The 14,438-nt window shown below is 47.2% G+C and carries 15 protein-coding genes; 5 read left to right on the top strand and 10 right to left on the bottom strand.

Features of this window, described 5'->3' with window-relative positions:
* Positions 1–55 precede the first annotated feature (55 nt).
* From ABJ081_07460 to ABJ081_07440, 5 genes are all read left to right on the top strand, one after another.
* Positions 56–328 (top strand): hypothetical protein, encoded by a 273-nt coding sequence (locus ABJ081_07460; protein ID MEP6356503.1) that lies wholly within the window; start codon positions 56–58, stop codon positions 326–328.
* Positions 329–497: 169 nt separating this feature from the next.
* Entirely contained in the window at positions 498–1,244 is a 747-nt protein-coding gene (locus tag ABJ081_07455; protein ID MEP6356502.1) for a hypothetical protein, read from the top strand.
* A gap of 18 nt (positions 1,245–1,262) precedes the next feature.
* Positions 1,263–2,090 (top strand): folate-binding protein, encoded by an 828-nt coding sequence (locus ABJ081_07450; GenBank protein ID MEP6356501.1) that lies wholly within the window; start codon positions 1,263–1,265, stop codon positions 2,088–2,090.
* The gene (locus tag ABJ081_07445; GenBank protein MEP6356500.1) at positions 2,091–2,690 is read left to right on the top strand and encodes an HD family hydrolase; all 600 of its coding nucleotides are present in this window, start codon (positions 2,091–2,093) and stop codon (positions 2,688–2,690) included.
* A 5-nt stretch (positions 2,691–2,695) separates the two neighbouring features.
* Positions 2,696–3,208 carry a tyrosine protein phosphatase gene (locus tag ABJ081_07440; protein MEP6356499.1) on the top strand — a complete coding sequence of 171 codons (513 nt, stop codon included), beginning with the start codon at positions 2,696–2,698 and terminating at the stop codon, positions 3,206–3,208.
* A 10-nt stretch (positions 3,209–3,218) separates the two neighbouring features.
* Here the strand turns inward: ABJ081_07440 and ABJ081_07435 are convergent, their stop codons facing one another.
* The 10 genes from ABJ081_07435 to ABJ081_07390 all read right to left on the bottom strand — a co-directional run bounded on the left by ABJ081_07435 (position 3,219) and on the right by ABJ081_07390 (position 14,424).
* A complete protein-coding gene (locus ABJ081_07435; protein ID MEP6356498.1) occupies positions 3,219–4,442 on the bottom strand; it encodes an MFS transporter in 1,224 nt (407 codons plus the stop codon).
* A gap of 150 nt (positions 4,443–4,592) precedes the next feature.
* Positions 4,593–5,984: a cell wall hydrolase gene (locus ABJ081_07430; protein ID MEP6356497.1), complete on the bottom strand. Its 1,392-nt coding sequence runs from the start codon at positions 5,982–5,984 to the stop codon at positions 4,593–4,595.
* 146 nt (positions 5,985–6,130) lie between these two features.
* Positions 6,131–8,695, bottom strand: coding sequence for a pyruvate, phosphate dikinase (ppdK, locus tag ABJ081_07425; protein ID MEP6356496.1), 2,565 nt, complete (start codon positions 8,693–8,695; stop codon positions 6,131–6,133).
* A 158-nt stretch (positions 8,696–8,853) separates the two neighbouring features.
* Positions 8,854–10,902 carry a glycine--tRNA ligase subunit beta gene (glyS, locus tag ABJ081_07420; protein ID MEP6356495.1) on the bottom strand — a complete coding sequence of 683 codons (2,049 nt, stop codon included), beginning with the start codon at positions 10,900–10,902 and terminating at the stop codon, positions 8,854–8,856.
* Between the two features lie 90 nt (positions 10,903–10,992).
* On the bottom strand, positions 10,993–11,250 hold the full coding sequence (locus ABJ081_07415) for a CDGSH iron-sulfur domain-containing protein (protein MEP6356494.1): 258 nt from the start codon (positions 11,248–11,250) through the stop codon (positions 10,993–10,995).
* 30 nt (positions 11,251–11,280) lie between these two features.
* Positions 11,281–12,219, bottom strand: a complete 939-nt coding sequence (locus tag ABJ081_07410; GenBank protein ID MEP6356493.1) for a glycine--tRNA ligase subunit alpha — start codon at positions 12,217–12,219, stop codon at positions 11,281–11,283.
* Between the two features lie 72 nt (positions 12,220–12,291).
* On the bottom strand, positions 12,292–12,495 hold the full coding sequence (locus ABJ081_07405; GenBank protein ID MEP6356492.1) for a hypothetical protein: 204 nt from the start codon (positions 12,493–12,495) through the stop codon (positions 12,292–12,294).
* Between the two features lie 2 nt (positions 12,496–12,497).
* Complete coding sequence (locus ABJ081_07400; protein MEP6356491.1) at positions 12,498–13,370, bottom strand: S49 family peptidase; 873 nt, start codon at positions 13,368–13,370, stop codon at positions 12,498–12,500.
* Between the two features lie 35 nt (positions 13,371–13,405).
* Positions 13,406–14,200 (bottom strand): methyltransferase, encoded by a 795-nt coding sequence (locus ABJ081_07395; protein MEP6356490.1) that lies wholly within the window; start codon positions 14,198–14,200, stop codon positions 13,406–13,408.
* Positions 14,197–14,424 (bottom strand): DUF2007 domain-containing protein, encoded by a 228-nt coding sequence (locus tag ABJ081_07390; GenBank protein MEP6356489.1) that lies wholly within the window; start codon positions 14,422–14,424, stop codon positions 14,197–14,199. The genes ABJ081_07395 and ABJ081_07390 overlap by 4 nt, the downstream gene beginning before the upstream one ends.
* Between the last annotated feature and the right edge of the window lie 14 nt (positions 14,425–14,438).

Genomic DNA, 14,438 nt, shown 5'->3' with positions numbered 1-14,438 from the left:
GTGTCTCTTGGAAATTCAAGCGGCTAATAAGCCTAATTACGTGTTGGTATTAATAATGAGCAATGTTCAAGCGCAAAATACAGTAAGCAATGATAATGATAAAACCGTTGCAGAGAAGAAACGTGCGGCCTTGGACCTTGTCCTTGATGCTTGGTCTGTTGGTATCGAAAAAGGGATCGATGGAGAAATTCTCGCCCATGCCTCTCTGTTTGCCGCATTGTCAGATTTAATTGAATTATATGGCGAAGAAGCCGTGGCAAATCTTGCTGCACGGTTGCCACAACGTATTCATAACGGTGAATTCACGCTAGTACGCCAAATTCAATAAAATCCAAAAGCTATCAAATTAACACCTTTGATGCCGCGGATTCATCTGCTTACAGATGATACTCCGCGTTTTATACCGTCTTACAATCAATTCATTTTCTTTGTTTCCGCATTCATGGTAGCTGATTATAGTCTGCGAGTAGCATGAGACGTTTGGTGGAATTGAGATAATGACTTTGGATTTACGGAAAAATTCAATCGGCATAGCGATTTTGATATCTGTTATCTTCCTTATAGCGTCTTATGCTGAGGCGGCAAAAACAGTCCCAACCATCCGCATCGAAATTCCTAAAAAAGAAACCAATAAAATTGAGTCTAACGAGCCAACCGCGCCCACGATCCCACTGGATGATAGCGATCTAACGCCCTCTCTTGATAAACTTGACGAAGAAACATTTCCTGGCGACGAAGAAGAGCCAGTTATTCAGGCAGATGAGCCAGAAGAACGTGTACCAACCAAAGTCCTCTATGGGGATGAAGATCTTCCGGAACTGGTAAAATCATTACGCTTGAAATTATTGGATATCGCCCGATCAGGCCAAATTGAAACATTACGTCCTCTATTTGCGACCTTCAAAGAACCACCCCTTCTATCTTTTGACGATGTCGAAGATCCTATTGAATTTCTCAAGACATCATCAGGTGATGGCGAAGGTCGCGAGCTCTTAGCTATTCTTCAGGAAGTGCTAGAGAGCGGTTATGTGCTGCGCGATAAAGAGGAAGACGGCGAAATTTATATTTGGCCCTATTTTGTAGACGTCCCACCGGAAGACTTAAAGCCGCGTCAACTCGTAGAGTTGTTTCGCCTTATCACCGCTGGTGATTTTGAGGATATGCAGGCCTATGGCGCCTATATCTTTTATCGGGTAGGCATTACACCGAACGGCGAATTGAAATTTTTCATCGCTGGCGACTAACAATCAGGCTTTTAATTCATGAATACTTCTTTCACATGCACTCTTGATGATCGGGCTGTTGTTTCAATCAGCGGCGAAGATGCCCGTACACTGTTGCAAGGTCTTGTTACCGTCGACATGGACCGTCTAGGTGAGAGCGGCAATGTCTTTGGCGCCCTACTCGCACCGCAAGGTAAAATACAATTTGATTTCTTCATTCACGCGCAAGGCGAAGAGTTTCTGATTGATATCGACAAGGAACGTCTTACGGATTTTTTGAAGCGCATGACCATGTATCGGCTGCGCTCGAAAGTGACACTGGCCGATGTCAGCGAGACCCATCATGTGGTCGTTGCTTGGGGCGATCAGACAGCTGGCCCCAAAGACGCTCGATTGAATGAGATGGGCGCGCGGTTTATCAGCGCAGAGAAAGCCAAACCAACCGCAACCAACAATGACTATCACACGCATCGCATCAGCCTCGGCATACCGGAAGGCGGCAAAGACTTTGTCTTTGACGACATATTCCCCCATGACGCCATGATGGACGCACTTTGTGGCGTCGACTTCCAAAAGGGATGCTATGTAGGGCAAGAGGTGGTCTCGCGCGTTCAACACCGTGCAACAGCGCGTAAAAGATTTTACTTAATTGAAAGTGCCTCCTTGCTGCCAACAAAAAATGGCACAGTGATGTTAGGCGATAAAGCAGTTGGCAGTTTTGCCTTCGCCATGGGTAAAAGCGCCCTTGGTCTTTTGCGTATGGACAAGTTAGAGGGAAGTGATCTTCCGTTGAGCATTGACGGCAAGGAAGTAAAAACCTCGCTGCCAGATTACTTCATAAAATTTATGGCCGAGAAAGCATCTTAAATGCCCCCTATAAAACAACCTCGCGCATGGCAGCGCATGCTATCGGGTCGCCGCCTCAATCTTCTTGATCCCTCACCTCTTGATATTGAAATCAGTGATATCGCCCATGGCCTTGCCCGCGTGGCACGTTGGAATGGTCAAACCCAAGGTGAACATGCTTATTCAGTCGCTCAGCATTCGGTGCTGGTTCATGATGTACTGCTTGCTCTTGATCCCACCCTCACGCCAACTTTTCGTCTGATCGCTCTTTTGCATGATGCACCGGAATATGTGATTGGCGATATGATCTCTCCTTTTAAATCCGTCATGGGCGGCAACTATAAGGACGTAGAAAAACGGCTCATCGATGCCATCCATATTCGTTTCTCACTGCCCACTGAATTGCCCAATGCTTTCGCCAAGCGCTTGAAGGAAGCTGATAAAATTTCTGCTTTCATAGAGGCCACAACACTTGCTGGCTTTTCAAGCGAAGAAGCGGCTCCGATTTTCGGCAAGCCTGCCATCCATCCCCTATCCGATTTTAGCGTCGTCCCTAAATCTACCGGTGAGGCACAATCAGATTTTCTTGCGCTATTTGCTGTCCTTGAAAAGGACCTTTAGGCCCCATGTCCCATCTTCACATATGCGGCCTTTCGAGACTGGTTGAAACAATTCAAACATCAGGCGCGCGCTATGTTGCAAGCCTTATCAATGCTGGCATGGAGGTACCCTACCCGCTAAGCGTGCCGCTTGAGCAACGTCTTTATCTGGGTTTTAATGATATTATTGAAGAGGTGCCAGGCTTCATCCCACCTGAAAAAATTCATGCAGAAAAACTCATCGCTTATGTTCAAGAGTGGAACCGTGAATCGCCAATGGTGATCCATTGCTGGATGGGCGTCTCACGCTCAACGGCTGGCGGTTATATCACTCAGTGCGCGTTGATGCCACATGCAGATGAACGTGAGCTGGCACAAGCCCTGCGAGCAGCATCCCCTGAAGCCACACCTAATTTGAGGCTCATCAAATTTGCAGATGACATCTTACAGCGTGATGGTCGCATGGTGAGCGCGATTGAAGAAATCGGGCGCGGTGCAGAAACTTTTGAGGGCATACCCTTTTCTTTGCCGATTGAATAGCAGCAATTAATTAGACCGTTTCAAGCTGTGGTGCGCGTTCTTCACGGATGGGCCAATGAAGAAAAGCGGCAATCAGACCAAGGGCGATACCAATGTACCAAATACCGTTATACGATCCGGTCAAATCAAAAACCTTGCCACCAAGCCAGATGCCTGTGAACGATCCCAACTGGTGAGAGAAAAACACAAACCCAAACAGCATCGCCATATAGCGGGTACCAAACATCACGGTGACGAGACCTTGTGTGGGTGGAATAGTGGATAACCACAACAGTCCCATAGCACCTGAAAAAGCAACGATTGTATAGGGTGATACCGGTAGAAGCAGAAAAATTGTTATGATGACCGCCCGTCCAATATAGATGAAACTCAACACATAGCGCATCGGCATACGTGAACAGAAGACGCCAGACATCAGCGCCCCAATGATATTAAAAAATCCGATCATCGCAATTGAATAGCCACCCCATTTAGGATCAACGCCCAAGTCTTCAATAAAGGGCGGCAAATGAACCGTGATAAAAGCCACATGGAAACCACAGACGTAAAAACCAACCGCCAAAAGCCAGAAGGATGGATGATTGAAGGCCTGAGCAAGAGCTTGTCTTACACTTAGATCTATCTCCTCCATCGCGGCTTTTGCGCTTGGTTTTCCTCTTAGTGGAATTGCAAGAAGTGGGATAAGTAACACGCAAGCGGCCATGAATAGCAGTGTGAATTCAAAGCCATAAGCGGCAACGAACCCTTGACCTATGGGTGCAAAAATAAATTGGCCGGCAGAACCTGCCGCCGTTCCCAGACCGAAAACAATTGACCTCATACTTTCAGGCACGATTCGCACGAAGGCAGCCAGAACAAGAAACATAGCTGAACCGGCAAGACCAATACCGATCAATACGCCCGCCGATAAATGGAGGGTCAACGGATCGCCTGTAAAAGCCATGATCATCAAGCCCGCTGCGTAAAAAACCGCCCCGACAGATAGTGTTTTCCATGTGCCGTATTTATCAGCAATCATGCCAACAATGGGTTGTGCAATTCCCCAAACGAGATGTTGAATGGCGATAGCCAGCGCGAAAATTTCACGGCTCCAGCCATGTTCGTCAGTCATTGGGGTAACGAAAAAACCCATTGTGCTGCGCGGACCAAAAGTCAAAATAGCGATCAAACAGCCACAAGCAACAATGAAAGGTATGGAAAGACCTACCTTCTTGTCTGATTGATTTTTTATCATATCCCGCGACCTAAGAAATTACCCTGCTTCAAACTGTCAGGTACACTCGCAACTGGCAAGCCTCATTCTTTGATGAGTGATGAAATATCTTATGCAGGAAAGCCTGATCGATAGGGGTTATGAAATATGCGCGAGAATTAAAACTACTCTCTAGGACCAACCACCGTTTTTCGTGCGATAGAAAATATGGATACCAATTCTATCAACAACCTTCATTTTTTTGCGCCAGCGCGGCTTCACATAGGTTGCATGATAGTGGGTAGAGTCAGCCACCTTATCAAGGTAGATTTTTCCTTTGGAAACATCGCGTGCAATCCGCACAGCGCGGTCCCATGCCTTCTTATCTTTCACGCGGTCATAAACGCCATCGCAAGCAAATGAGAACTGGCAACGATTGCGCCAATGCTTATTTTGATAAACCACTCCACAAATAGTATTTGGATATGTGGGCGCTTTAACACGGTTTAAGATAACCTGAGCAACAGCCGCTTGGCCTTTTTCAACTTCACCACGCGATTCAAAATAAATACCGGCAGCAAGACAGCGCTGTTGTGTTTTTTTATAGGTAGACCTTGGGAGTTTGAAAGATGCCCAAAAATGTTGTTTCTTCTTTGATTTTTTTACGCTTGGATCAAGCCTTGCAACAACTTCAGGCTTTATGCGTGGGCTTGGAATACCGACTGCGTCTTGAAGGGTTACAGCAAGTGGTGTCTCCGTTACTTCTTTGACGACATCATCTAAAAAAGTATCACCGTTTCCAACTGGCGCATCAGGAAGTTTTGCTTTGCCATCGCGACGAGCAAGGACTGCTTCAAATACCGCGCGTGGGTCATCATCATCTTTTGCATAACCACTTTGCGATGAGGATATATTACCAAGCGATCCAGTTACAATTTGATCAATCTCAGTATTTGCCTGCTCTTCAGCATCAGCGGCAATCGCGGCAATGGCGGCATTTGGCACAAGCACGAGAGGATCTTCTATCTTCTTCGCCGTCTTTGTTGCTGGCCGAACCTGCTTCCGAGCAACAACCTGTGGCACTGCTTTGACGCCAGAAAGGGCAGTAGAAGGCCAAAGTAACTCATCCGGTGCACTAAATACTGCTGAATGCTCAAAAAGGACGTGCGTTTGAACTTCTGTGGTCTTTCGTTGTATGTGCGAAACAGGCAGATCGCCTTTTTCAGAGCGGCTAACGACCGTTTTTTGAGAAAGCAGCCGTGCAATTTGTGGTGTGCGAGCAAACGCATATCCCTTGAACTCAGCGCCATTGCTGATGTCATTGTCGCTGATCAGACCGCCTTCAGCATTGATTATAATGGGTTCAGCCTTCGCACGAAGGGCAGGATCATGAACTAATGGGCTTGGCTCGGCAACAATAGATGCAAGCCAGCGATCTTGGTCAAGTGTCTTGCCAGCAAAGTGGGCTACATCTTGATGTGAAACAACATTTGGAACAACGATGGTGAGAGCTAATGCTGCGGAACAACATAGCGAAGTTCGGCCAGCTTGGCTTAAAAGCCAATTCAAATTTTTACGCAACACAACAAATACTCTCAACTGTGAACAAATAAATCGTCAGTCTTCTTGTCTGAGAATATCTCTGATTAAGCTAAATTAAATGTTAACGCTGAATTCTATTTCTATAATTAGGCTCATAAACCTAGGAGGTTACTGTTTAAACTTGGTAATTAAGCAAGCGTTGCTTGGGCTGCTGCTAGACGTGCAATGGGCAATCGGAAGGGTGAGCACGAAACATAATCAAGACCGAGGCGTTCACAAAAATGTATTGAAGCCGGATCACCTCCATGTTCGCCACATATGCCAATTTGCAAATCCGGATTTGCTTCTCGCCCCTTTACGGTCGCCATTTCTATAATAATACCGACACCATTTTCGTCGATACTAACAAAAGGATCCGTTTCCATCAGCCCGATTTGCTCATAGGTGGTAAGAAACGCCACAGCATCATCGCGCGAGATCCCAAAAGTCGTCTGTGTCAAATCGTTGGTACCAAAAGAAAAGAAATCAGCCTGCTCTGCAATTCGATCAGCTACTAATGCAGCGCGAGGCAGCTCAATCATGGAGCCTACTTTATAATGAATGTTGGAATCGAGCTTGTGATCCACATGCTGAGCAGCATCGTCAATAAGACGACTAATCTCAATGAATTCACGACTAAGTGCCACGAGCGGCACCATCACTTCCGGTTTGATATCGATATCAAATTTGCGGCCCACCTCAATCGCAGCCTCAAAAACCACCTCAACCAATGTCTTTGCAAGCTCAGGGTTGCATATCAATAGACGACACCCCCGATTACCAAGCATCGGATTTGTTTCGCTCAGTTCTTCTATTGAGAAAGCCAAATCATTTTGTTTTAATCCCAGCGTCTTAGCAAGATCTGCAATGTCATCTGGTGATTTAGGCAAAAACTCATGCAGCGGTGGATCAAATAAACGGATTGTAACTGGCCGTTCACGCATGACCTCAAACAGTTTGACAAAGTCTTGTCTCAGAAGAGGAGCAAGCTTTGACATTGCTTCAAGGCGCGCTTCATCGGTGAGAGCCAATATGACACCACGCATGGCAGCAAGGCGATCTGGCTGAAACAGCATGTGTTCCGTTCGACAAAGACCAATACCTTCAGCCCCAAAGCGAATGGCAACTTCCGCATCTTCCGGTGTTTCAACATTAGACAAAACTTTCATGCGGCGATATTCATCTGCCCATTCAAGTAAAATCGATAAATCGCCTGAAACCTCAGAGGGTCGCAGCGCGCATTTGCCATCATATAAAACACCCGTTGAACCATCGACCGTGATGTAATCACCCTCATGGATTTGCTTTTCGCCAATCGTGATTGTCTTTTCTTCCGCGTCAATTTGCACACCAGATAAGCTAACAATACACGGTTTACCTGTGCCACGGGCGATCACGGCGGCATGACTGGTGAGACCGCCGCGAATGGTTACAATCGCCGATGAGGCCTGCATACCTCGAATGTCCTCTGGGGCTGTTTCCGCTTTCACAAGAATAACTTGCCAGCCTTTTGATTTCAGCGCCTCAGCAGCACTGGCCGAAAACACCACACGTCCAGTCGCCGCACCAGGAGAGGCAGACAAGCCACTCACAAGTTTAATCAGGCTTTGATCTGGCTCTAGGCGCGCATGCAAAATATCAATAAGCCGCGAGGGATCAATACGCTGTACGGCATCCATCTTGGATATCGCATCCGCATTGACCATCTCCACGGCAAAGGTAACATCCGCCGCCGTCGACATAGGCAATGGATCACCATCAATAATGAATGCTTTTTCATCTGCAATAATGAAATATAGCTTTTCAGCACGAGCGCTTTGGGTCTCCCAGATGCTCGCTTGATTGATGATATCTTTTGCAATTTTCTTGCGAGAATTCTCTGCGAGGCTCATAGGGGCGACAGAGCTATCATTGGAATATATTTCACCAAAAACTTTATTACCGCCGGTATTTTCACATCGAACGGCAATCCAGCCCTGCGACACTGATTCAGCATCATTCCACGGCACGCAGACCTGAATCAAAACGCCAATACCACCAACATCCTCAATGTCATAAAGCTGACGATAGGTCACAGCTTTGGGATTACGCCATGAGTGCCAAACAGCCCTTACAGCTAACATCAATTGATCTGAGGGATTAACTGGAAAACTTTCTTCGGTGTTCTGTTTGACGATGTCTAAATAGGTCTGGTGAAGAGCAAGCCAATCGATGTCGCCCGCTTCTTCCGCCTCTTCCAGTTTCTCGTCAAACAGATATTCATCGACGTTAAAAACATTACTCGCTAATTCGCGCACAGTATTTGCGAGCTGTTGTGCCGCTTTTTGTTTTTTCTCATCCGTGGGTAAAAGCGCAATGGCTTCTTCCGTCCAGCCAATAAAAACAACAGGCAAACCTAATCCACCCTGCGCGTTAGCCGGACTGACCCGCACAGCAAGGATAAGAGGGTTTTCTTTATCACCCAACCATTTGCGTGTGGTGCGCTGAAGACCGCGAACGCCGCGTGAAATATCGACCTGAAAGGAAACAGACACATTGCCATCATTGGCAAGCGCATTACGACATGCAGAGATAGGCAAAGCCACAGAAGGCGGCACAACCAAGCCAGACGATGCCATAGCAGCAAGACGTGCCGCTTTCGCCCCATAATTTTTGATTGCAAGTTTGATCGAACGGGAACCGCCCTGTCCAAACCCAACGACTTCGTCAGTCATTACCCCTCCACTGCCCAAAAAAGTGGGCCCGAAAAATTGAGCATAGGGTGCAGAGTAAGTCATATCAACTCATGGGTTCAATCGGCAAATAGGAATTGCCTTAGATATATTGCATTGCAACATATCTGTCATGCGTCGATAGTCTAATAGCTACTTTGTTATCCCTCAATTCGCGTAAAATCAGCTACGAGCGAAGTAACATCTCTTATTTTTCTCAATAATGCCAAACGGTTAGAACGAATTTTACCATCTTCATCATTAACTAGCACAGCTTCAAAAAATTCGTCCACAGGCGTGCGCAAACCGGCAATTGCCTGCATGGCTGCCCCAAAGTCTTCACATTTCACAGCCTCAGCTGCACTCTTTTCTGCTGTCGCAACCGCATCTGCTAAGGCTCTTTCTTCTCCTTGGACCAATAGGTCGGGAGAAACGGCGCTTGCGATTTCAGTGCCCTTCTTCTCTTCAGCAGCTAAAATGTTGGCCGCGCGCTTATAGCCGCTAAGAAGATTTTGCCCGTCATCGCTGTTTAAAAATACAGTCAAAGCTTCCACACGGCGAGCAATCATGAGAAAATCATCCGTCTCTGGCGTGATCACAGCATCAATCAAATCATGTCGTGCATCGTAATCGCGCAGATAGACTTTAAGACGGTCATGGAAGAAAGAAAGAAGGTCAGCATTCACGGCCAATGTCGAAAGGTTTAACCGCAGATCATTTTCCAAAATAATCCGGATAACACCTAAAGCGGCACGTCTGAGTGCATAGGGATCTTTCGAGCCTGTCGGCTTTTCATCAATAGCCCAAAAGCCCGTTAGCATATCGAGCTTGTCTGCTAAGGCGACCGTTGCTGCCACCTTATCCTTGGGCACATCATCGGAGGGACCTTGCGGCTTATAATGATCTTCCATGGCGATCGCCACAGAGCCATGTTCGCCAGCTTTTTCAGCGTAATAACGCCCCATCAAGCCTTGCAGCTCTGGAAACTCATAGACCATTTCAGTCATGAGATCGGCTTTAGCCAGATAAGCCGCGCGATCAACAAGATCGACATCAGCGCCCGTTAAAGGAGCCAACTCTTTGGCCAGTGCCGTTATCCGTTCGACCCGTTCAGCTTGGCTACCAAGTTTTTCATGGAAGGTGACGATTTTGAGTTTTTCAACACGCTCTTCAAGCGGTGTTTTAAGGTCTGTTTCCCAGAAGAATTTAGCATCGGACAAGCGCGCACGTACCACGCGGGCATTGCCTTTTGCAATCTCCACGCCGCCGTCGCTGGCTGCAATATTGGAAATGAGAATAAACTTATTCGTCAGCTCACCCGTTTTCGTATCACGCAGCACAAAGCATTTTTGGTTCACACGGATAGTAAGCTGAATAACCTCAGGTGGAATTTCGAGAAATTCTTTTTCAAACTCACCCATGAGAACAACCGGCCATTCAACAAGGCCAGACACCTCTTCAAGCAGCCCGTCATCTTCGACAAGTTCGAGGCCTTGAGCAAAAGCAAGGTCCTTTGCATCATGAATAATAGTATCTTTGCGGCGTTCGCAATCAAGCACAACCTTCGCTTTTTCAAGCTTCGTCATATAGTCATCAAGCCGTCGCACGGTAATAGCTTCAGGCGCATGGAAACGATGGCCATAGGTGATATCACCTGACTTAATGCCATGGACCTCAAAAGGAATGATTTCTGTCTCTTCCGTTTCAGGGCCGAACAAACAAACAATGGATTGCAATGGCCGCACCCAGCGTATCGCACCCGGCTTGGCAGAAGCCTTGCCCCAGCGCATGGATTTTGGCCACGGGAACTTCTTCACCACATCAGGGATAAGGTCAGCGATAATATCTTCCGCCGCACGGCCTGGCTTATTAATAACAGCCACATAAAAATCACCCTTCTTCGGGTCGTTTTTCACCTCAGCCTCATCAATTGATGACAGACCTGCTCCGCGCAAAAACCCTGCAATGGCTTTTTCTGGCGCATCAAGGCGTGGACCTTTGCGTTCTTCGCGCAAATCAGCGGAACGTGCTGTCAGGCCATTCACCGATAATGTCAGGCGACGCGGCGTCCAAAATTCTTTAGCCCCTTCATAGGTCAAGCCTGCATCAACAAGCCCATCTGTCACCATTTTGCGCAAATCGCCAGCGGCTTTGCGCTGCATTCTTGCGGGGATTTCTTCACTGAACAGTTCAAGCAGGAGTTCGGGCATAAGAATTATTACTTTTTAGAATGAAAAGATCATGCGGATGATGCATGACCTTGGTCTATAGCGTCGCTAGAAAATTGACAAGAAAGGCTTTTATAAGGTGCTGTGCGTCCCGTCACAAAACGGTTTGCTGTCTGTCTTTTTACATGCACAGAAGAATTTTTTGCCATCTTCTTCAGCTTCCCAAACCATCGGCGCAAAACTTGTACCTTTGTGGCTTCCATCGCAAAAAGGCTGTGACGCTGATTTACCACAAGTACACCAGAAATATTTTTTACCTGCTTCAACCTCAACCGCAATAGGCGACTTTTGTGCAATGACGGGAAGGTCTTCATTATTATCGTTTGACATAATTCTTATCCTTTAATCTATGCCGCCATTCTAAGCAGCGATTATGAACCCACCTGCATCCGTCTGCAAGAACGCTTCACCACAGGCTTTTGAGAGATTGCGCACCCGCAAAATATAACTCTGTCTTTCTGTCACTGAGATCACGCCGCGCGCATCGAGCAGATTAAAAACATGAGATGCTTTGATGCACTGGTCATAGGCTGGCAGAACGCATTTGTGAACGGCCTTCTCGTCACCGCGTGCCGCCTCGCCGGCTGCAAGAAGCGCTTCACATTCGGCTTCCGCATCTTTGAAATGCTGGAACAATGTGTCGGTATTGGCATATTCAAAATTGTGTCGCGAATATTCTTGTTCGGCCTGTAAAAAGACCTCGCCGTAGGTCACTTTGTCATCACCTTCAAGGCCATTGAAGTTGAGATCATAAACATTTTCAACGCCTTGCACATACATCGCCAAGCGCTCCAAACCATAGGTTAGCTCGCCCGCAACCGGAGAACATTCAATACCGCAAACCTGTTGGAAATAAGTGAACTGCGAAACTTCCATACCGTCACACCAGCACTCCCAACCAAGCCCCCATGCGCCAAGGGTCGGGCTTTCCCAGTCGTCTTCCACAAAGCGGATATCGTGCAAAAGCGGATCAATACCAATCGCACGCAGGCTGCCTAGATAAAGCTCCTGCAAATCTGGTGGAGATGGCTTTAAGAGCACCTGATATTGATAATAATGCTGCAACCGGTTTGGATTTTCGCCGTAACGCCCATCAGTCGGGCGGCGAGAAGGTTGCACGTAAGCCGCACGCCAAGGCTTGGGTCCTAATGATCGCAAGGTGGTTGCTGGGTGAAAGGTGCCCGCTCCCACTTCCATGTCATAGGGCTGAAGCACAACACAGCCATAATCAGCCCAATACTTATGAAGGGCTAAAATTAGCCCCTGAAATGATTTTTGCGGTTTTAAATGCTCACTCATGACATTCGGTCTCTTCAATTTTTATTATCACCAAGGTTAAACATAAGCATTGGATTAAACGCAAGCGCTCTCTTATTCGTCATCAATGCGATAAACGCCCGTTTTCGGATCTTTTTTTAGCGTCTCCACACCTTCACCCTTTTTTTTCACTTTTGCGCGCACCGTTTTCGCGGCTTTTTGATCCTCTGCTTCAAGCTTTGCAAGCTCTTCTCGCAACTTGGAATAGGCATAAAAAGCAACCGCCGCCGCAAGGACGAAGGCAATGAAATAAAACATGATTAAAGACCATAACGCGACCAGAGGGCACGCTCTTCTGCTTGAGTGATAATCTGATCAGCAAAACCGGCACCGATGGAATCGAGATTCATGTCGCTTGCAACGCCTGCTGCTGGAGGACGTCGCAGCAATCCACCGCCGCTGCCTATCGTTTTTAGTTCTGCTTTTTCACCGTAACGCTCTTTTACATAGGAGCGCAGATCACCAATGCGATCGACAAGACCAAGTGATTGACCTGTCTCACCGGTCCAAAAACGACCAGAGAACACTTCATTCTCATCACCGGAGAGCACATCACCACGCCGCGACTTCACGAGATCAACAAACATCTCGTGGATTTCCAGCTGGAGATCTTTCAAATATTGAATATCGGCTTTTTTCTCTGGCTGAAAAGGATCGAGGATCATCTTGTTTTTTCCAGCAGTATAAACACGCCGATCAACACCGAGTTTCTCGATTAAACCAGTAAAGCCAAAGCCCGCTGAAATAACACCAATTGAGCCAACGATGGAGGAACGATCAGCGATTATCTCATCGCCTGCAACCGCAATCATATAACCGCCAGAGGCCGCCACATCTTCAACGGCGACAATAACCTTTTTCTCATTCTCTTCAGCAAGCGCCCGAATGCGTTTGAAAATCAAATTCGATTGAACAGGAGAACCGCCCGGTGAATTGACCACAATGGCAACAGCGGGTGCGTCTTTTATGCTGAAGGCTTTTTTCAAAGGGCCGGCTGCCGTTGCAATCGATAGACTTGGTTTATAGCCCTGCGAATACGCAATCGGTCCCGATAATCTGACTGTCGGGATAATGACTGGTTTTTCACGAAATTTTTTCGGTAAAATAGGGCGGATGATATCAAAAAGAGCCATGAGTGCTTTCATTCGGTTGGAATACTATCTGTGAGCTATATGAACAGAGATGCTTCGCCTTTCAAGACAGCATTTGCACGTGTTGTCCATTCTCGGCGTGTTGTGCCTTCGGTTTTTTCTTCATGGAGAATGAGGCCAGGCAGAATTTTCAAGCCAGCGCGGCTTGCCTTAATGCCCCTCACAATAACGCGGCTGGCCGCTTCATTGTCTCCTTTATAAAGCGGATATACCTCAATACCACCAAAGCGTCCTTTCATTTGATCGAGCAATACATCAAGACGCCCAGCAGGAAAGATGATCGATATACAGCCGTTCTTTTTTAAAATAGCACTCGCGGTTTTAAACCAAGGAGTAAGCCCGCCTTCACCCAAAATATGAGCCGATACTCTATCATCATTAGGAGAGTGTCGCACCTTTTCATCGTCCCAATAGGGTGGATTCATGATCACGTAATCAGCCATATTTTCAGTCAACCCGGCATCCGCGCGATGCTTGCCACGCAATGTTACATCAGCATCAAGAAGGGTGACGCGGCTTGAAAAGCTTGCATTATCAGTATCTTCTAACGTTTTGCGAGCTAAAATGAGCGTTGCGGGGTTATTCTCAATAAGTGTGATTCTTACATTGGGAAGGCGGGCGGCAACACAAAGACCAGCTGATCCAACACCTGCGCCCAAATCAACGACATGGCGCGCCTTCATTGAGACACTGGCCGCAAGCATAACTGCATCAAGCCCCGCACGATGAGCACCACCCGCATCTTGATGTAGAATCACTTTGCCATCCAATAAGTGATGGCGCGCAGCATTTTCCTGCACTTCATCTATCATACCTCAGGCTCAAGCTCATGCCCGAGGTCTGCATCCGTCAGAATTTGGCGGGCGCGCGGAATCATTGCTTCTTGCACCAAGATGCGGCGCGGAATAATGCCCAATGATCCCTCGACAATGCTCATGTGCTGATCAAGCATCAAATAATCGATGTTCGCTTCTGATAATAAAGCTTCGACAAACGAAATGACCGCCGGATTGTTCGTTTTCAATAGTGCTTCCACGCATTCCTCACTGG

It is taken from the genome of Hyphomicrobiales bacterium (assembly GCA_039989895.1).
In the GTDB taxonomy this organism is placed as follows: Bacteria; Pseudomonadota; Alphaproteobacteria; order Rhizobiales; family JACESI01; genus JACESI01.
Note: the sequence above shows the minus strand (reverse complement) of the source record. Positions and strands in the feature narration are given on the sequence as shown.